The organism is Fervidobacterium sp., assembly GCF_059913585.1.
The window spans coordinates 228761-249555 of the sequence record NZ_DBOLZL010000014.1 but is presented as its reverse complement, the minus strand read 5'-3'; the positions used below and the strand labels follow the sequence as shown (position 1 = coordinate 249555).

Genomic DNA, 20795 nt, shown 5'->3' with positions numbered 1-20795 from the left:
CGCAATCACCTACCTTCAATTCCCAAGTCTGACTTCGGTTGCAACCTTCAAATCAACAGCAATGTACGGGGCGATGCTAAGTTTACCGTCGTAGTTCAGCGAAACGGTTGAATTTGCAGGAAGCAGTATTTCATATGGTACGTCGTCATCGGAAATTGCTTCAATATGTTCTTTTTTAATTTCAACAATTGGTGATGACACTCCAATTAATACTGAAATCCCATCATTACCGCCAAGCTTCAACACAGCTTGTAATCCTGTTGTATTTGAATAATATCCAAATTTCAGCTTTGCGTTATCCAAAATATCTTTGATATCGTTAAGTGTGCTTAAATCAACTGTTCCGGATTTTATCAATATCTCATTTTCTCCTGTTGAGGCGCTAAGTGGCAGTGCAAATTCGAGTGAGGCGGTAATTAAGCTGTCTTTCGTCAACGTACCCGTGCCGGTTTCTATACTTATAGATAAGCTTAATGGTGCTCCTTCATTAATTAGTTCCTCTATAATATCTCCAATGTTTACTTTCTGCCCTTTGCTAACTTTAACTTCATTACCAGAAACGTTTAGAGTTACTGTTGCTGGAACAGTTGCTTCGGTTATGTTGAAAGTTACTGTGGCGTCAATGCTTAAATCTAAGTCTTTAACAAATGCAAAATCATCTTTGAAAATATCTCCAAAGTTTATTAATGTTCCAAAGTCTTGCTCAAAAGACTGACCTTTTAGTTCAACCTCTGAGATTGAGAATTCTTCTACTACCGGCTGAATCACCAATTTTAGTCCCTCTCTTATGTCCACATTACTCACCGTTACAGCAGAAGGGACAATGGGAGTTATTGTTATTGTAAAGTTAGTAAACGTTGAGAAATCAAAGACTTTGTCTACAGAACTCAGAACAATTGTGCCAGCTCCCGACAGGTTATATGTTCCATCTCCTGTGTCGAATATATTTGAGGTAATATTTAAAAAAACACCCGAGATATTTGTTACGTCGTAATTGAGCTTGACTTTAATCGTTGCTTTAACAGAATTTGCAAAATCTTTTACTGTTGAAGGTACTGGCTCGTTGATTGTTACTGGATCCATGCTGATACCTGTAATTTGCGCATTTTCAATCTTTATCGTTTGGTCTTCGGGTAGTTCGAGCTCGTATGATATTTCGTTTGAACTAACATCGCCGCTAATCTGAGCATTTATTGTTGAAGGTAAGGAAATTCCGCCAAATGGTAATACGATTCCACCGGAAAGTGAAAGATTGTTACTTCCAAAAGTTCCTGATACGGCTGTAAGTGTTACTCCGTTTACTTTCAAGAGCATATATCCGCTGTCACTGGTAAAACTTACTGAGTGGACGTTGCTTGGCAAAGGTACTGTTACACTCAATGGGTAGTTCTCTATCTTTGTTACATTGACGTTCGGTGTTATTGTTATTGAAGGTGGCACCCTCAAATCTGCACTGACTGTTCCTGACAATTCCACAAGCCCGTCAAGTATTATGCTATCACCGACTGTGAATAATGTAGTGCCATCAAATTCTATGTCGCATGTTAAGTTTGATGAGGAACCAGAACCTATCGTGGTTGTTCCAGATTTTGCCGTGTAACTTTGTGATATGTTTCCACTAAATCCTAATATGTTCAAATTCAAATCAACATTACCGTCCAGTGCCAGTTTCCAGCTTCCGGATGTAATTGGTATATTCTGTGTCACGTTGATTGAGATTTTTCCAGCCGAGAGTTGTGTTGTATCGAGGTCTTTGAAGTAGTCAACTTTTTGATTTAAGAACTTCAGTGTAACTTGGGCAAGGCCGGTGCTTGATGAATCAAACTTTAACTTAATATTCGATGATTTTTTGATCATTACGTTGGATAGGTTCTTCGTACCATTGACAGTAATCTGATAGGTTGTGCCATCTACTATCAGAAATGCGTTAGAAGCGGAAACACCACTGATTGCAAATTGCACATCGACACTTTTCAGATTTGCTTCGCTAAAGATCAATGAGTTGAGCACACTCGATGGTAATTCGATGACATTTGTCCCGTTTGTCACAGGTATTGACAGGTTCTCAGCGATTGTAAAACTGCCTATATCTACCGCATCGACCGATATTGATTGTTGAATTTGCTGGACTGTTGGCAACACAATTTGACCAGAGACCGCTGAGAGGAAATACGAACTATCAACTCTGTACTCGAAACTTTGACCAAAGCTTTGTAGTTCTGTTTTGATGGAGTTCTCTATTTCTTGTAAAAATGTCCCAGGACTGTATTCGATGGAAGTTGCGTAGTTGATACTTATAGGGTTACCTTTCACAACAGATAAACCACCGATGTTTTCTTGGAGAAGACTATCTACAAAGTCCGATACTTTCAAGTCCAGAGTTGTAATCGGAAATTCCAAATACTTCGTGTACTGGATCTTTACTTTCTCAGGTGCTTTCGAAGGTAGTTTCAAACCGCAGGAAGACAAGAAAAGACCGATTAGTACAACGAGGAAAATTAAATAGAGCTTCCTCATGAATGTCACCTCCCAAATGATGTGATATTCTTTGGAATTGGAAAATGATTTCCTATATATTTAGACAACAAAATTTCAGAATTGTTCAACTCAATTATACACTTCAAGAATTTTAAAACAAAATTGTAGGAATACAAATAACTGTGGTAGAATATTAGATACGAAACAAAGAGAAGAACCGATTTACAAAGTGAGGGAGAAAAGATGGCAAATATATTCAATTCAAATTTTGAAACTCTTAAGATAGCAATGGATGTTCAGATGAAAAGACAAGAACTTCACGCTCAAAACATTGCCAATGCTGAAACTCCTGGATACAAGCGAAAATATGTGGCATTTGAAGAGTATTTGCAAGAATCGAAAATGAAATTGAAACTAGCAACAACAAACCAAAGGCATCTTCCCACATCTCCAAAGATTGTAACTGCCAAAGAAGTTACAATGAAAAATACCTCGATAACGAACGACCGGAACAACGTTGATATAGATATGGAAGTCACAGAAATGGTGAAGGATGCACTTAGATATCAGGTTCTCTCAAGATTGATGAGTGCAAATATCGATAGATACAACACGGTGATTAGGAATACTAGGTAGTTTTGTGGTAAAATAATCTGAGAGGTGAGATGATGCAAAGTGAATTCAATATAATGAACATTTCGTCAACAGGGTTGTCAGCTCAAAGGTTTAGAATAGAGCTTATTTCTACAAACATAGCGAACTCGGAAACGACAAGAACAGAAAAGGGAGAACCATACAGAAGAAAAGTACCTGTCTTTCAAGAACTGGTAAGAAACATCCAAGGAAGGCGAGAAAATTCAGGTGTAATTGTCAAAAGTGTTTATGAAGACCCTTCGGAATTCAGAGTTGTTTACGACCCAACACATCCAGATGCGGATGAAAATGGTTACGTGAGACTTCCAAACGTCAATATCATACGTGAGATGGTCGATATGATAAACGCTCAAAGGGCATATGAAGCAAACGCAACAGCTATAAACACAACGAAGGCAATGATAACTGCCGCCCTGCAGATAGGGAGGTGAAGTAAGTGGTAGATAAAATCGGAGGGATTAACCATCTAAGACAGAATGTTTCAGTTCCAAGTGTTAAAAAACAGAACGAAAACGATTTTAGTAAAGTACTTTCAGAGGCATTAAAGAGTGTAAATGAACAGCAAAAGAAAGTTGAGAAAATGGCTGACGATTTCGCTATGGGAAAGGTGAGCAACATACACGAACTCGTTGTTGAAGCCGAAAAGGCATCTATATCGTTAAGGTTAACTGTTGAAGTGAGAAACAAGATAGTGGAAGCTTACAGGGAAATTATGAGGATGCAGTTCTAAAGTTGAGATCCTCTATTAGCGTTATAAAAAGCTGGAAGTTTCTAATTGTTTGCGATAGCAAATAATAAGTGGGGCTGAGAGCCCCACTTTTGTTGTGATATTCTCGTGATTATTATTTCATAACAAATGGAAGAACAAGAGCTACTGCACCAAGAACAACGCCTATCCAAGCAACCATGTTGACGTTGTTAACTTTTTCCTCAACTGCTTTTGTGTCAGCTTTTGTATCAATCTTTGCTTGTAATGTGTTGACCTCTTCATTGAGAGACATTATTGCGCTTGAGAATGTTTCGTTGTTCTTAGCGATTGTGCTCTCTATTTCTTCTTTTAATGCATTCATATTTGCTATCATAACTTCTTCAAGCTCTGCTTTGGTTTCATCCTTAACAGCTGCAACTGAAACTTCTACGTATGATGTGAGTCTTTCTTCAACTGCTGCGAGGTTTGCAGAAAGTTCATAAAGCATATCTCTAAGTGCTGGTAAACCTGTTTCGATTGTACTTCTTATGTTCAAAACGTCTGTTTCTGTTGCTAAGATTCTTTCGTCAAGTTCTGCCATTAACATCTCTAACTCATCTATTGATGCTTTCGTTCCAATCATTTCGTACATTGTGTTCGCATATTCTTCAAGTAAGTCTACTCTATTCAATACTACTTCCACATCATCTTTGCTTGCCTTTGCATCTATCTTTGCTTGCAAATCTTTCTGTGTATTTTCGATAGCCTTTCTGAGCAAGTAATCTGTATCACCTATCTGTGCTGCAAGTCCAGAGAGTATTTCACTGAGTCCTGCTATATCTTCTTCAATTGTTGCTAACTTTTCTTCAAGTGCATCGACTTGTTCTCTATCTGCTTTGGCTGAGAGGTTGTCGTAAATGTTGACAATGTCTTGGTCGTGCATGTCAAGTCTAAGTGCTAAGGATTCCATAGCACTAAGATCAGCTAAAGCAATCAGTTCTTGGAGCTCAGCAATTTGTTCAGAAAGCATTCCAAGGGTATCATAAATCTTGAGTATATCACTATCATGAATGTCGAGAGCAACTTTCAGATCATCGAGTGTTGGTTGAAGCTCATCAATAAGAGCGTTGATGTTTTCCAACAACATATCTAAATCTTCTTTTGAAGCCTTTGTACCCAATACATCGTAGATCATATTTGTGTACTCTTCTAAAAGCTCGATCCTGTTTAATAATGAATCAAGGTCTACCTTCTGTGCAAAAGCGAAAATTCCGAAAAGAACGACCGCAATAAGAATCCCCAGTTTCTTCATACTCAATCCCTCCTTCTGAGAAATGTGATAAGTTTAAAATGCGAAGACCAACCGTTAAGTAAGAAAAAGAAATAATTCTAAACATACGGTGATAAATTTAACTGTGACAAATCTCAAAGACACCAGCCAAATTATATTATAGCACTACTTTACAAAAAGTTGTAAATAAATATCTTTAAAAATTCCACGAATTATTGTGTTTTTTTGTTGGAAAAATAAGAAATTAGCTTACTATGTTTGTTAATCGTGTTTTTCCAAGAATTAGGATACTATATCCCCACTCAGCTCAAAGTTCTTGACATAAACTCCATTCTATTGTATCATATCATTGCCCTTGCTCGGTTGTGGGAGTATTCCCCTACTTGGCAAGAGGACATTAGATGGAGGTGTAGCAGATGGAAAAGCAGGATATCATTAAGGAGTTCCAGATTCACGACTCAGACACTGGAAGCACAGCAGTCCAAATAGCACTCTTAACGGCACGCATAAGACACTTGACAGAGCACCTTAAGAAACATCCAAAAGACTACCACTCCAGACGTGGACTCATGAAGATGGTTGGACGCAGAAGAAAGATGCTCAAGTACCTGATGAAGAAAGACCCAGAGCTTTACAAACAACTGCTTGAAAAGTTGTCATTAAGAAAGTAAACAATCAAAATTTACAAAGGGCGGGTAACCGCCCTTTACTTTTGGATTAGTAAAGGAACTACCGAAGGGGTGTAGAATAATATGAAGTCAGTTGACTTGTATAAACTAGAAGCATACGATTACGAGCTTCCTGAAGAGTTAATTGCTCAGGAACCTGTAGAGCCACGGGACCATTCAAGGCTTATGGTAGTGAACAGAAGAACACAGGAGATTGAGCACAGAATTTTTAAAGATATTGTGGAGTATTTAAACCCTGGTGACCTTCTGGTATTTAACACTTCGAAAGTAATCCCAGCAAGGATAATAGGTAGAAAACCTACAGGTGCTAAAGTTGAACTACTGTTGCTTGAGAAAATTGAACCAGGTGTATGGAAATGCCTTGTCAAACCCGGTAAGGCGATAAAGGAAGGGACAGAAATTATTTTTGATGTTCACAGCAACAAGAACGTTGTGACAGCCAAGTGTGTTGGAAGGGCTGAAGAAGGTACACGACTTGTTGAATTTTCAACAAAAAATGACAACGAAATCTTTGCGATAGGAAAGGTTCCTTTACCGCATTATATAAAAAACGATAATATAGATTTCGAAAGATACCAAACAGTGTATGCAAAATACGAAGGTAGCGTTGCTGCTCCGACAGCGGGATTGCATTTCACAAAACAACTATTGGAAAAGATTAGAGAGAAAGGAATTCTCACTGCCGAGGTTGTTCTTCACGTTGGTATTGGGACGTTCAGACCAGTCAAAGTAGAAGATATCCGACAGCACAAGATGCATGAAGAGTATTACGTTGTTCCTGAAGAGACTGTTCGTTTAATTGATAAAGTGAAAAGTCAAGGTGGAAAAATTATTGCCGTTGGAACTACAAGTGTGCGAACATTGGAGACCATCGCTCGTCTTCCCAATGCACCATCTTATTCTGGAAAAACAAATATATTTATCTACCCGCCTTTCGAGTTTAAAATGGTTGATGCGTTAATTACCAATTTTCATCTTCCAAAATCATCTTTGATAATGCTTGTCAGCGCATTTACTGGATACGAGCTGACAATGAAAGCCTACAAAATTGCTGTTGAAGAAAGGTATAGGTTCTTCTCTTTTGGCGATGCCATGCTTATACTTTAAGTTAACAAAAAACATAGAATAAAATGTAACATACCAACAGGCAGGAAGGGTGTATAATTATTAATCGAACATCGAGCGAATAAGCACTTAACAACAGAACATACTTATGACTTTTTCAGACAAGCGATACTCAACATACCGTCTTCTTAGAAAAGAGGTTTTGAAATGCGGATACTTGGAATAGACCCAGGATACGGCATTGTAGGTTACGGGGTTGTGGAGAAGATTGGCAATAGGATAATCCATGTAGCCCATGGTGCAATCACAACCGGTAAAGAAGAGCAGTTTGAGGATAGATTGGATTACATTTATTCTGAGATTTCAAGCATAATCTCAACTTACAACCCTTCGATTGTGGCTGTTGAAAGTTTGTATTTTTACAAAAATGCGAAGACCGCCATTTATGTTGGTGAAGCACGTGGGGTTATCCTTCTTGCTATAAAACATTCCGGAATTCCTTTTGTTGAGTTCACCCCTCATCAGGTGAAACAAACAGTAACGGGTTACGGTCGTGCCGAAAAGTCTCAAATCCAAAAAGTTATGAAAATGCTCTTAAAGCTTGACAAGGTTCCTAAACCGGACGATGCGGCTGATGCGCTTGCTGTAGCTTGGTGTGCTGCCGTAACCTCCTCTGGTTCCGGTAAGTTAGGTTTGTTGAACCAATTTAATCAGAAGTGATAAAGGCACAGTTGCTTCAAAAAGATGCAGTATGTTTTCGAGGTGGGCGATATGTATCACGTGTTTGATGTTTCGAAAAACCTTAAAGATATCTCAAAGAAGATAGGTATACAAGCAGAAGGTTTAATCAAAAAGATAATCTACGACCGGAAAAGAGAGTCGGTCTCTTTTGTTATACAAGATTTCAAAGGTGATGCGCATTCTTTGAAAAGCGTGCTTGAAAATTTCATCGGTGTTCACATTGATTTGGTTTTTGAGAATGAAACAAACGGACGGATAGAAAGCTTAGAGACACTACATGAAAAGGTAATGCAGCAACTAAACGGTTCAGGAAAATACGTAGAAAAGATAGAGATAAACGGAGAACATCTCAAGATATACGCGCTTGGTGAGTTCGGAAAGGCGCATGTGATTTCCCGACTGAAAAAAATAAGGCATTCTCTACCATTCAAAGAATACACTATTGACGTTGTTGAACAAACCTATGAAACTTCTTCAAAAGATTTAATAGTAAATGGTTCACAAAATTCTGTTTATTCACCTCAAGCAAAAACAAGTGAACAATTTAATGGAAATGATGAAAATAGAACAGTTCATCCTTCGGGACCAACCGAACTTACGAACTTCAATCCTTCTGTTCTCAAAACACTCTACAGCCCATCAGAGCCCCCACAAGTTAAAAAGAGAGCAAAACTTTACGGAAAGATTTTCAAAATTGATAAAGTATCTGATGAGATAGTCAATGTCTACATCACGGATAAAAAAGACTCCATACTTGGTAAAGTCTTTAATTCAAAGGTAAAAGAGTTGGAAGACCGCCTTGTAGAAGGTGGTTGGTATATATTCAATGGTTCGATGAATTACGACAAAAACGGAAATCTCTTTTTCAAAATAGATTCCGCAACTGAAATCCCTTCGCTCGATAGAATGGACAATGCTGTTGAAAAACGCATAGAGCTCCATGCACACACAAAGATGAGTGATTTAGATAGCGTGCTCGATGTTGCCGAATACGTCCAAACAGCGAAAAAATGGGGTTGGGAAGCTATCGCAATAACGGATCATGGTAATGTTCAGAGCATCCCAGAGTTTTACGAACTTGCAAAATCTGAAGGTTTAAAACCCATCTTTGGCTGTGAGCTTTACATTGCAAATGATCCAAAGAAGATAATGATAAACGAAATAGAAGGTTCGATAGAAAATGCGACTTATGTGGTTCTTGACTTAGAAACGACAGGTTTGAATCCCAGGCTTGATGAGATTATGGAAATTGGTGCTGTAAAAATTGTGGAAGGAAGAATTGCCGATGAATTCCACACATTAGTAAAACCAACGACGCTTAAAGAAAAGAGTTTGCAAATTACTGGTATTACAGAAGAGATGTTGAAAGATGCCCCGGAAATTGGCGAGGTAATTGGCAAACTTTGGGATTTTTTGAAAGATGCGGTTCTTGTTGCGCATAACGCAGATTTTGATATTAGCTTTTTGAAGCACACATTTGCAAGATTTGGAAGGGAGTTCAACCCACCATATATAGACACTCTCAGACTATCTCAAGCACTCTTAAGGAACCAAATGAAAGCCTTCTCGCTTGACAAACTTGTTGAACATTTCAAACTTGGAAAATTCCAACACCACAGAGCGTTAGACGATGCAAGAGTAACCGCAAGAGTATTCTTAGAGCTCGTTGAGCTTTTGAAGAAAAAATCTATAACTACTTTTGACAGGATTAACAAACTTGTCGAGCATATAAATCCACTTTCAAAACATCCTCAGCACCTAACGGTTTTGGTGCAAAACAAAACAGGTCTTAAAAATCTATACAAGCTTATCTCCAAGTCTCATACAGAAACATTCTTCGCTGTCCCCCAAGTGCTTCGCTCAGATTTAGAAAAATACCGGGAAGGTTTATTGTTAGGAACCGGATGTGCAAATTCTGAGGTATTTGAAATCGCTCTTGAAGGAGATAAAGACGCGCTAAACGAAATTTTGAAGTTCTACGATTACGTCGAAATCATGCCTCTTGATACGATTACATCGGAAGAGTTCACAAAAGAGGAAGCAAAAAAAGCTTACAAGTTGTTGTATGAAGTTGCTAAGGAATTAAACATTCCCGTTGTAATGGTTTCAAACGCACACTTTTTGGATCCTGAAGACATAAAGGCACGTAAAGTGTTATTGGCTCCACAAAGTAACATTGAAGACGCCGATGCCAATTATTATTTGCGCACGACAGATGAAATGCTCCAAGCTGCGATAGAAATTTTCGAAGATGAAAAAATAGCAAAAGAGGTTGTAATTGAAAATCCCAGAAAAGTAGCAGGGCTCATCGAGGAAATCAAGCCACTTGAAAAACAGTTGCACCCACCAAAAATTGAAGGTGCGGAAGAAAAATTGAAAGAAATGACCTACAAACGTGCATACGAATTGTATGGAAATCCTTTGCCTGAAATTGTGGAGAAGCGAATTGAGAAGGAACTGAACAGCATCATAGGTCATGGGTATGCAGTCCTCTACATGATTGCTCATCTTATCGTTAAAAAAGCGGGCGAGGATGGATACGTTGTTGGTTCAAGAGGTTCGGTCGGTTCTTCTCTTGTCGCACACCTTGTTGGAATAACCGAGGTCAACCCGTTGCCAGCGCATTACAGATGTCCAGATTGCAAATATTTTGAGCTCCATGAAGAAGTGGGCTCAGGCTACGACCTTCCAGACAAACGCTGTCCGAAATGCGGAGCAAAATTGGAAAAGGCGGGTCAAGACATACCGTTCGAAGTCTTCATGGGATTCGAGGGCGATAAGGTTCCGGATATAGACTTGAACTTCTCAGGCGAATACCAAGAACGTGCACATAAGTTCATAGAAGAATTGTTTGGCAAATCACACGTTTTCAGAGCTGGAACGATAAGCACAATAGCTGATAGAAGTGCGATTGGATACGTCCGTGCATATATGGAAGATAAAAACGGTAATATTGTAAACCCACTCAATCCAGCCGAGCAAGAACGTTTGGCTATGTATGTCACAGGAGTCAAGAGAACAACAGGTCAACACCCAGGTGGACTCATGATTGTCCCAAGCGAATATGATATACACGACTTCACACCTTATCAACATCCTGCAAATGATAAAAAGTCTGGCGTTTACACTACACACTTTGCTTATGAAGCTATCCACGATGACCTGGTAAAATTGGATGCACTTGGTCACGATGACCCAACGATGATAAAACTATTGCACGAATACAGTGGTGTTGACCCCATGACCATTCCTATGGATGACAAAGCTACGATGAGTATTTTCTCATCGGTCAAGGCGCTTGGAGTGGACCCCGAAGAACTTGGAACAGATGTTGGAACAATCGGCATCCCAGAGTTTGGAACTGATTTCGTTATGGGCATGCTTAGAGAGACGAAACCAAAGACCTTTGCAGAATTAGTGCGTATATCGGGATTGTCACATGGAACAGACGTATGGCTCGGTAACGCACAGACATTGATTGAAAAGAAAATAGCAACACTTTCGGAAGTCATCTCTTGTCGTGATGATATCATGATTTACCTTATCCACAAAGGTGTTCCGCCGTCAAGTGCGTTTAAGATAATGGAAAACGTGCGTAAAGGTAAGGGATTGAAAGAGGAAGAAGAAAAACTGATGAGAGAATACAATGTTCCAGAATGGTTCATCGAATCCTGTAAGAAAATTAAGTATCTTTTCCCAAAAGCTCACGCCGTGGCTTACGTGAGCATGGCATTTAGAATTGCCTACTTCAAAGTCCATTACCCACTTGCATTCTATGCAGCATTTTTCTCAACAAAAGGAGACGAATTCGATGCAGAGCTGATTCTAAAAGGAAAAGAAGCGATAAAGAAAAGGTTGGTGGAACTCAACAACAGTCCAAAAAAGGATGTTAAAGAGAAAAACGAAGAAAAGGTTCTTGAAGCCGCACTTGAAATGATTTTGCGTGGATTTGGGTTTAAAAAACCGGATTTGAGAAGAAGTCATTATTCAAGGTTTATAATAGATGGAAAAGATTTACTGATACCATTCAACAAAATTCATGGTATTGGAGACAACGTAGCAAAATCGATAGTTCAGCAAAGAGAAGTCAAAATGTTTACATCCATTGAAGATCTCATGACAAGGGCGAAAGTAACAAAAGCACAGGTAGAAGTCCTCAAACGATTGGGAGTGTTGGACGGGCTACCAGAAACCGACCAAGCATTTTTGTTCTGATTTATTCTGATTGATTTTGATATTACATAAACTGATGATTTGCTTTGTTTCGGCTTCTTTCTTTACTTTTAAACGTGGAAAAATTTCTTGTTTAGTATTGCAAAATTTGAAAAAGATATGCTATAATTAGCACTGAATTAGGCAAAAGGAAAGATAAACTTCAAAAAGATTTGGAGGTGTTGTGATGTTGGCAGTTATTCTACTAGTCATCCATACAATTATTGCAGTTGGTTTGATTTGGATGGTTATGCAAGAAATGACCAAGTTTGCAGAACTCGGTGGAGCATTTGGAAGTGGCGCAGCTTACACAATGTTTGGTAGAAAAAAGGGATTAGACACATCAGGTAAAATAACCGTTGCGTTGGCTGTTGCGTTCTTTATTATGTGCTTTTTAACATCTTGGGTGTTATCTAGATAACGTTCAGATAATTGTTAAGAGGATAATAAATAACTAAAAGGGGTGTATCTCTTGTCCGCATTGAAGCTTCCTCCCGAAGAACAACTAAAAATATTGAAAAGAAATTGCGTAGATTTAGTTTCCGAGGAAGAATTGCTTGAGAGATTGAAATCTGGAAAGCCCTTGAGAGTAAAGCTGGGAGTGGACCCTTCGAGACCAGATTTACATCTGGGTCATGCAGTAGTTTTGAGAAAACTTAAACAATTTCAAGACTTAGGGCACCAGGTCGTATTAATCATTGGTGATTTTACCGCAATGATAGGTGACCCATCAGGAAGAAACACAACCAGACCCATGCTCTCAAGAGAAGAAGTTATACAAAATGCAAAAACATACGCAGAACAAGCCTTTATGATTCTTGACAAAGACAAAACAGAAATTCGCTACAATAACGAATGGCTTGGGAAAATGACATTTGCCGATGTTGTAAAATTAGCTTCAAAATACACAGTTGCAAGGATGCTTGAAAGAGAAGATTTTGCAAAACGGTATGCGGAAGGCACACCTATCAGTATCTCTGAATTTTTGTATCCATTAGCACAAGCTTATGATTCTGTTGCTATCCAGGCGGATGTAGAACTCGGGGGAACAGACCAGTTATTTAACCTCATGGTTGGTAGAAAGATACAAGAAGAATACGGACAAACACCCCAGATAGTTATGACAATGCCGATAATTGAAGGAACTGATGGAAAGCTCAAAATGAGCAAAAGCTATGGAAACTACGTTGGCTTTACCGATGAACCAAAAGACATGTATGGCAAAATAATGTCGATACCAGACGAATTAATTGTTAAATACGCAAAACTGCTTACAGATGCCGATGAAGATTTCCTAAGCAAAATGGAAAAAGAGATAAACGAAAAGACAGTTAACCCAAGGGATTACAAGATGTGGCTTGCAAGAGAAATAGTCAGACAATTCCACGGAGAGCAGGCAGCAAAAGAAGCGGAAGAATATTTTGTTACGGTTTTCCAGAAAAAAGAAATCCCAGATGAGATGCCAGAAAAAGTTGTCGAACCAGGTGAATACAACATTGTGGAACTGCTCTTTAACCTGGGAATAGGCACGAAAAGTGAGATAAAAAGGTTAATCACGCAAGGTGGAGTTTATTGGGACAGCAACCGAATTGACAACTTTAAAGCAACGGTTTCAGTTGTGGGAGAACACATTCTAAGAGTTGGAAAGCGTGTATTTATCAAAGTTTTAGGCAATCAGACCAAATAACTTTTTGGTAAGTTGTCAGTAAATTACCAATTTTCCTATGGAAACATGGAGAAAAATTTGCATCGCTAACGGACTTTGTGGTATAATATGTGTGCAGAAACTTTACGAGCATTCAATTTAAGAAATGGCTGTAATGTAAATTAGCTCAAAGGGGGTATATGTATGAAAAAAGTCTTGACGCTACTTGCGGTCCTTTTAGTTCTCAGTATATCCATGGCAGCTTTCAGAGATATTCCAAAAGGACACTGGGCAGAATCATTTGTAACGAGATTGGAAGAGGCTGGAATTGCAACGGGTTTTCCCGACGGCACCTATCGTGGTGACGAGGCAATAACGAGGTATCAAATCGCGGTTTTCCTTGTTAGAACTCTTGATTACGTTTTTCAAACTGTGGATTCAAATTTGGAAAACTTGAAGGCAACGCTTGAAGATAGCACTAACGAAAAATTAGATGCATTAAAGCAAGACATTGAACAACTTCAGATTGCCCTTGAAGATGTAAAGCTTGTTCTTGATTTACATGACCAAGATATAATAAAGCTGTATGACCTTGTAAATTCCATTCAAGACAAATTTATTTACACAGATGAAGATGGTAATCAACAAGAAATTGACCTTGTGGCACTAAAGAGCGATATTCAAACGATAAGCGAAATTCTTAACGGATTAGCGGCTCAGCTCGGTGATGTTGACTACCTTTTGAGAAAGCAGATTGCTGATTTAAACAAGAACCTCACAGCTCAAATATCTGAGCTTAATTCAAAGACAGACGGTAAAGTCGATAAGGAAGAACTTGAAACACTTAGATCAAGAGTTGAACTTTTGGAAGAATACGCCAACATGATATATGACCTTCTTGGAACAAAGGTTTCCTCAGATGAATTTGAAAGTGCGCTTGCGGATTTAGACTCAAGACTTTCAGAACTTGAGACTCAAGTATTGAATATCCAGAACACGCTTGACACGGGATTACCGGCAATCAGAGATATGGTCTACGAACTTTACAATAACCTCACAGCCCTTGAGGAAAGAGTAACGACGTATACAGACGTTAGGGTGGATGAACTCATCGAAACGATTGAGGCTTTAAAAGATGCGAACGAGCTTATGGCAGCAAAAATTGAACAACTTGAAGAGAAAGTCGATGGTAATTATACTATCCTCAACGACGCAATAATGGGAATCTATGAGGAACTTAATACAAATAACGAAAAAGTCGAACTGCTCTCTGAAAGAGTCAACCTTCTTGAAAACCAAGTTGTAAGCCTTGGACAGGTTGTTGAAGAAGTCAAAGCTGACAAGAGTGAAGTTGAAGAAGTAAATAAGAAGTTAGAGGAACTAAAAGTTGAGAAATCAACGGATGTAAAACGATTAGAACAGATGGCACAATGGGGCATTGGGCTTGGTATAGTAGGTATAATAATAGGTATAGTTGGATGGTTCAGACCGTAATTTCTGTCCAGTCTGTTCAATCAGTTTAAGATATTTTGCTTTCATATGAATGGGGAAGCTATAAACATCCAAAAGGGGGGATGGTAAGAACACAAAGTCAAAAAAAGAGTGATTTTCTTTAGGTTTCATTTATAAACATTTCACACCTAAACTCACAGGAGGAGGGAGAAGGTTATGAAGAAACTTTTAACGGTTTTGGTAGCGCTTTTTGTAGTTGTTAGCATGTTTGCGGCAGAAAAACCATTTACACTTGGTCCAAACGTAACGTACACAGGGACGGTTAAGTTCAACCTTGTAGTAGACAAAGATGGTGTTAGTTTCGAAGGAAACATTGAAAATTCAAAGGTAACACTTAACATTGGTCCAACAAGTGACACCCAGGTTGGAGCAACGTTCAGTATAAGTTTACCGTCTCCGTTTGGCAGTAGTACCTTAAAACTTACAAGCTTGACATTCTCCACACCATACTTTGGAGCATTCTACAGCAGAGATAAACAATTTGTAAGTGATTACTTCACTGGTAAAGATTACGCTACTGGTAAGTTCACAACAGCAATGGGAGATTTTGCAGATTCATTAAAACTCACACTCCCAGCAGTTGCAGGACTTGAAGTTTACTACCTCGATAAAACATCAGAAGGCACAGCAACATGGTTCAGCGATATGCTCCTTGTAAAATACACAGTTGCTGATTGGACAATCGTTGGTGGAACATACAACACAGGAGACACAACAACACACGAATTTGGTGCAGCGGTAAGTGGAGCACTTGACCTTGGAATATTCAAACCAAGCCTCACAGTATTTGGTGGTATGGTTGAGGATGCAACAGGAATGAAAGCAGCTTTCGATGTCAATTTCTCAGGTTCAATCGAGCCAGTTGCAGGACTTACTCTTGATCCAACATTCAAATTTGCTGAAAACCTTGACAAACTTGAATACAGATCATCAAATATTAAAAACGGAAAATTCTTCAGCCTTGGCGTAACATACACAACAACATTTGCACCAGTTACACTTACAGCAAAAGTTACACCAAAAGTAGACTTTGCTACAGCAACACCAACGACAACACTTAAACTCAACGAGCTTTCAGCAAAAATAGATGTTGCACCAGTAACATTCTTTGTAAAGACAACAAATGATGATTTACTTGATAGCTCAAAGAAATTCACACTTTACACAGAAGTTTCCTACTCAGACGCAATGCTTTCTGGAGCAGTTAAAGCAGCATGGGCAGATATAACAGAATTTGCAACATACACATACATCCACGCAAACGTTAACGTAAATGCAACACCAGAACTTTCAGTCTATGGAAACTACAGAATGAGAACAACGGGAACACCAAAGGAAGGTTACAACGCAGGAATGACGTACACAATTACACCAAATGTTAAGCTGACAGGATTCTATGGAACATTAGTATTCGAAAACGATGATTGGGATATCAAAACAGAACCAACATGGAATCTCACACTCAGCTACTCAGCAAGCTTCTAATAGTTAGCTAATCGATAATCAACAAACCCCGTCCGAAAGGACGGGGTTTTTCATTTTTTCATTTCTTGTATATTACCAAAAAACGCCCCTCCAACTCTTAGGAGGGGCTTTGCATTTAGATTATTTAGTTTTGCTTATCTTTTAATCGAATAAAACGCGTTCAATCCTTTGTAAATTGCTGCATCACCGAGTTCTTCTTCGATTCTAAGTAATCTGTTGTATTTCGCAATCCTTTCACTTCTTGAAAGTGACCCGGTTTTAATCATACCTGCGTTTGTTGCAACTGCAAGGTCTGCGATGAATGTGTCTTCCGTTTCTCCGCTTCTGTGAGAAATGACGTTTGTCATACCAGCGGTCTTTGCCATTTCAATTGCATCGAGTGTTTCTGTGACTGAACCTATTTGGTTTAGTTTTATGAGTATTGAGTTTGTGGCAAAGAGTTCAATACCTTTGGCAAGTCTTTTGACATTTGTCACATACAAATCATCACCGACGATTTGGACCTTTCCACCGACTTTTTGTGTAAATTTCACGTAGCTGTCCCAGTCTTCTTGTTCGAATGGGTCTTCGATGGAGATGATAACGGGCCAGTATTTGTCTATGAGCATGGAGTAGTATTCAATGAGCTCATCGCCAGTTTTTTCTGTTCCATCGATGTTGTATTTTCCTGTCTCTTCGTTGTAGAACTCACTTGCTGCACAGTCGAGTGCGATGAATATGTCTTTTCCAGGTTCATAACCAGCTTGTTCAATCGCCTTTATGAGCACTTGGATTGCCTCTTCGTTTGAAGATAGGTTTGGAGCAAATCCACCTTCATCACCAACTGCTGTTACGTGACCAGCGTCTTTGAGTATCTTTTTGAGTGTGTGGAATACTTCTGCACCGTATCTGAGTGCTTCTTTGAATGAAAGAGCTCCAGCTGGCACAAGCATGAATTCTTGGATATCAAAGCTGTTATCTGCGTGTGCACCACCGTTGATAACGTTCATGAATGGAACTGGTAGAACTTTTGCATTCGCTCCACCAAGGTATTTGTAAAGTGGCAAGCCAGTGCTTTCTGCTGCCGCTCTTGCAACTGCCATTGATACACCAAGGATAGCGTTTGCACCGAGCTTGGATTTGTTTTCTGTGCCATCAAGTTCCAAAAGCACCTTGTCGAGGTAAACTTGGTCAAATGCGTTCAAGCCAACAATCCTTGGTGCAATGACCTCATTAACGTGTTCAACAGCCTTGAGAACTCCTTTACCCATGTATCTCTTCTTGTCACCGTCTCTCAATTCGAGTGCTTCGAACTTACCAGTCGATGCACCACTTGGAACTATCGCACTACCAAAGCTACCATCTTCAAGAAGAACTTCAACTTCAATCGTGGGATTTCCGCGGGAATCGAGCACTTCTCTCGCCCTTACATCAATAATCTCTACGTACATACCTACACCTCCTATGTGTTTTAATAAAAAAGCCTTAGAACCCACTGATATTATACCACATAACTGAATTAGTGACAATTTTCACCAACGTAACAATCAAGGATATCATTTTTCACATTTAGACTATTTTCACTTCATACGGTTTCAAACTGATTCCTTCAAACGATTCGTTATGCCCTGCGATGTTTGCGTAAACCCTGAACCCGTTATTTCCATCCGTTACTGTGTAAGCAACAACAAATGTGTTGTGCGTTACGTGTTCTACCCATGCGTTTGTGAGCCACTCGTTTTCTTTTCTGAATTTCGTCCATACCATGACTTCTCTGAGCAAGCTACCTTCTCTGTTGAGTTGTTCTTCAACAGAAACTCCTGTGAATGCTCTGTTAAATCTAACTGCCTTCCAGAACGTCTGACCTTCTCCAGATAGTGATGCATACCATGGGAATGGTTCTATAACATCTTCTGTGAATGTGGAATCGTAAACCCCCTTCATGCCGAGCTCATCACCGTAGTATATGAACGGCACACCAGGTGTTGTCATGAGTAAGCCGAAGAAGACTTTTCTTTGTTCCTCTTGTTGAATAAGGCTTGCAAGTCTGTGCATATCGTGGTTTCCGGTGAAGTTGCTTGGTAGGTAAGGCTTTTTGGTGAGCGTTCTTTGGAAACAGTCAACGATTTTGTAAACCGCTCCGTGTTGCATGGACTCTCTAATGGCTTCTGTGAAATAGAAGTTGAACGAACAGCCAATTGTCTTTGCATATCTGTCGACTATCTCTGGGTCGTCCCAGACCTCTGTAACGGCGAATACATCAGAACCTTTTACTTGCTTTGCTTTGTCCATGACAAGCTTCCAATATTCGACGTTTTTGTCGTGGTCGTATCGGAACCTACCTTCTTTAATATCGTAATCGTATATGTGCTTTGCCGCATCGAATCTGAACCCATCAACGCCTTGTTTGAGCCAAAATTCAACGATTTCAAGTGATTTTTGGACAACTTCTGGATTTTCATAGTTCAAATCAGGCGAAGAGCCTCCGAATACTCCATAATACCACTTTCCATTTCTGTTGTGCCAAAGTAATTCTTCGTCCCAGTGCCTCTTTTCGTTTAGATTAAAGTGTGGCTGAGCCCAGAGGAAATAGTCTACGTATGGTTTCTCACCGTTCATCGCTGCTTTAAACCAAGGATGTCTGTCTGAGACGTGATTGAGTGGAAGGTCAATGACGACCTTTATGCCTTTTTCATGGAGCGTATCAACCATCGCTTTGAAATCTGAAAGTGAGCCGAAAGAAGAGTTCGTGTCAAAATAATCAATAATATCGTATCCATGATAACTTGGTGATTTGAAATGTGGTGTGAGCCAAACAAGGTCAACACCGAGCATCTTTAAATAGTCTGCTTTCTGAGCTATACCTTTGAAATCACCTATCCCATCATCGTTTGAATCTGCAAAGGATCTAACAAATATCTCGTAGCCAATCATCTACCTTCCCTCCAATTTGAATATTGAACGCATTTTTGAAATTATTGTTCCATAATCTTTTTAACTATCGCTTTGAAATGGTCTCCGCGTTCTTCGAAGTTTTTATACGCATCGTAACTTGCACCAGCTGGTCCCAAGAGCACGTAATCACCTTCTCCTGCCATTTTTGATATTTCAATAACGGCTTCTTCGATATCTTTGTATCTTTTGTAATTAATCTCTCGTTCTTTCAAATATGGTTCAATCTGGTCCGCGATAGGTCCGACTATAGCAACGTGTTTGCACTTTTTCTTTATCTCGTCTGCCAAGTTTGTGTAGTCTTCGTTTTTGCCCTTTCCTGCAATTATCAAGAAAAGATTCCCGTCGAAATTTTCGAGAGCTTTCAATACTGCCGCAGCATTTGTGGCTTTTGAGTCGTTGTAATAATGTGCGCCGTTTATTGTCCCACAATACTCCATTCGATGTGGCAATGGCACAAAGTCTTTGAGCATGTCCATGTCGAATGGGAGGTTCAGCACTTTCAAGACGGTCTTTGCCGCTGCGATGTTTTCAACGTTCTGTTTTGTGCGGATATGGAATGGAATATCTTCGAACTTAAAATCGGCGGTGAATGGAACACGTTTGGCTTGGATGAGCGAGAGCCTTTTGAATGTTTCCATATCTTTTGGATTGTAGATGAAGTGGTCTTCGTTATCTTGGAATTTTGTTATTTTAAATTTCGATTCAACGTAGTGTTCCATAGATGGATGCCAGTCGAGGTGGTTCGGATATATGTTTGTGATAACTGCTACTTGTGGTTTGAAATATTGTGCCCAGTAGAGTTGGAAACTGCTGATTTCTATGACAAGATACTCAGGCTTTTTGCCTTCAAGAAGAACCTGTGCAATGGGAATACCTATATTGCCTGAAAGTTGAGATGTGGCACTCTTTGAGATGAGATGGTGAATCATAGATACAGTTGTGCTCTTTCCAACGGAACCTGTGACAGCGATGATGGTTGGGTTCCAATCAAGATTTTTCGTAAAATAAGTGATTTCTGTGTCAACGTGTTTGCCCAATTCTTTTGCTTTCATGAGGATGGGATGGTTGTATGGAACGCTTGGGCTGGTTAGTATAACGTCTGCTTCGAGGATTTTTTCACTGTTGATCCCCTCTTCGTAAGGTATGCCCGCTTCTTCTAAGTATTTTTTATCCTCTTCTGAAAGCTTGCCCGATTCACTTACAAAAACTTCTTCTCCAAGTGATTTCAAATATCTTGCTGCATATTTGTTACTTAACCCAAACCCCAGGAGTGCGAATTTCAAACAGCTCACTCTCCTTTTTAAGTCTAAATTTGTCTGAATTTTCTCAAATTCTGGATATATTTTATCACAAAGTAGGTCGTGAAACCGATTTTTGTGGAAATGTTCAATGAATGTTCAT

General features: G+C 39.3%; 16 protein-coding genes. 11 read left to right on the top strand and 5 right to left on the bottom strand.

The genetic code is table 11. The features are described from left to right. Positions 1-15: 15 nt before the first annotated feature. Positions 16-2517, bottom strand: coding sequence for an LptM family lipoprotein (locus tag AC3M61_RS05890; RefSeq protein ID WP_500779945.1), 2502 nt, complete (start codon positions 2515-2517; stop codon positions 16-18). Positions 2518-2730: 213 nt separating this feature from the next. Between AC3M61_RS05890 and flgB the strand changes: the two genes are divergently transcribed. From flgB to fliE, 3 genes are read left to right on the top strand one after another with little or no spacing between them, the layout of a single operon-like run. After that, positions 2731-3114 (top strand): flagellar basal body rod protein FlgB, encoded by a 384-nt coding sequence (gene flgB, locus AC3M61_RS05885; protein WP_500780025.1) that lies wholly within the window; start codon positions 2731-2733, stop codon positions 3112-3114. A 32-nt stretch (positions 3115-3146) separates the two neighbouring features. Continuing rightward, complete coding sequence (flgC, locus tag AC3M61_RS05880) at positions 3147-3563, top strand: flagellar basal body rod protein FlgC (protein ID WP_448378538.1); 417 nt, start codon at positions 3147-3149, stop codon at positions 3561-3563. A 5-nt stretch (positions 3564-3568) separates the two neighbouring features. Next, the gene (gene fliE, locus AC3M61_RS05875) at positions 3569-3862 is read left to right on the top strand and encodes a flagellar hook-basal body complex protein FliE (protein WP_448378537.1); all 294 of its coding nucleotides are present in this window, start codon (positions 3569-3571) and stop codon (positions 3860-3862) included. A 112-nt stretch (positions 3863-3974) separates the two neighbouring features. On the opposite strand, the gene AC3M61_RS05870 is transcribed toward fliE, so the two are convergent. After that, the gene (locus AC3M61_RS05870) at positions 3975-5132 is read right to left on the bottom strand and encodes a hypothetical protein (RefSeq protein ID WP_500779944.1); all 1158 of its coding nucleotides are present in this window, start codon (positions 5130-5132) and stop codon (positions 3975-3977) included. 395 nt (positions 5133-5527) lie between these two features. Between AC3M61_RS05870 and rpsO the strand changes: the two genes are divergently transcribed. The 8 genes from rpsO to AC3M61_RS05830 all read left to right on the top strand — a co-directional run bounded on the left by rpsO (position 5528) and on the right by AC3M61_RS05830 (position 16460). Further along, entirely contained in the window at positions 5528-5782 is a 255-nt protein-coding gene (gene rpsO / locus AC3M61_RS05865) for a 30S ribosomal protein S15 (RefSeq protein ID WP_500779943.1), read from the top strand. Between the two features lie 81 nt (positions 5783-5863). Next, positions 5864-6907 (top strand): tRNA preQ1(34) S-adenosylmethionine ribosyltransferase-isomerase QueA, encoded by a 1044-nt coding sequence (gene queA / locus AC3M61_RS05860; RefSeq protein WP_500779942.1) that lies wholly within the window; start codon positions 5864-5866, stop codon positions 6905-6907. Between the two features lie 165 nt (positions 6908-7072). Further along, entirely contained in the window at positions 7073-7585 is a 513-nt protein-coding gene (ruvC, locus tag AC3M61_RS05855; protein WP_500779941.1) for a crossover junction endodeoxyribonuclease RuvC, read from the top strand. A gap of 51 nt (positions 7586-7636) precedes the next feature. Beyond that, positions 7637-11821: a PolC-type DNA polymerase III gene (locus AC3M61_RS05850; RefSeq protein WP_500779940.1), complete on the top strand. Its 4185-nt coding sequence runs from the start codon at positions 7637-7639 to the stop codon at positions 11819-11821. A gap of 184 nt (positions 11822-12005) precedes the next feature. Further along, positions 12006-12239: a preprotein translocase subunit SecG gene (secG, locus tag AC3M61_RS05845; protein ID WP_500779939.1), complete on the top strand. Its 234-nt coding sequence runs from the start codon at positions 12006-12008 to the stop codon at positions 12237-12239. Positions 12240-12299: 60 nt separating this feature from the next. Beyond that, the gene (gene tyrS, locus AC3M61_RS05840) at positions 12300-13505 is read left to right on the top strand and encodes a tyrosine--tRNA ligase (protein WP_500780024.1); all 1206 of its coding nucleotides are present in this window, start codon (positions 12300-12302) and stop codon (positions 13503-13505) included. Positions 13506-13667: 162 nt separating this feature from the next. Next, the gene (locus tag AC3M61_RS05835; protein WP_500779938.1) at positions 13668-14957 is read left to right on the top strand and encodes an S-layer homology domain-containing protein; all 1290 of its coding nucleotides are present in this window, start codon (positions 13668-13670) and stop codon (positions 14955-14957) included. A gap of 174 nt (positions 14958-15131) precedes the next feature. Continuing rightward, on the top strand, positions 15132-16460 hold the full coding sequence (locus AC3M61_RS05830) for a hypothetical protein (protein WP_500779937.1): 1329 nt from the start codon (positions 15132-15134) through the stop codon (positions 16458-16460). A gap of 134 nt (positions 16461-16594) precedes the next feature. On the opposite strand, the gene eno is transcribed toward AC3M61_RS05830, so the two are convergent. The 3 genes from eno to murD all read right to left on the bottom strand — a co-directional run bounded on the left by eno (position 16595) and on the right by murD (position 20677). Then, complete coding sequence (gene eno / locus AC3M61_RS05825) at positions 16595-17890, bottom strand: phosphopyruvate hydratase (protein WP_500779936.1); 1296 nt, start codon at positions 17888-17890, stop codon at positions 16595-16597. A gap of 118 nt (positions 17891-18008) precedes the next feature. Beyond that, entirely contained in the window at positions 18009-19373 is a 1365-nt protein-coding gene (locus AC3M61_RS05820) for an alpha-amylase family glycosyl hydrolase (protein ID WP_500779935.1), read from the bottom strand. Positions 19374-19414: 41 nt separating this feature from the next. Beyond that, positions 19415-20677 (bottom strand): UDP-N-acetylmuramoyl-L-alanine--D-glutamate ligase, encoded by a 1263-nt coding sequence (gene murD, locus AC3M61_RS05815; protein WP_500779934.1) that lies wholly within the window; start codon positions 20675-20677, stop codon positions 19415-19417. Between the last annotated feature and the right edge of the window lie 118 nt (positions 20678-20795).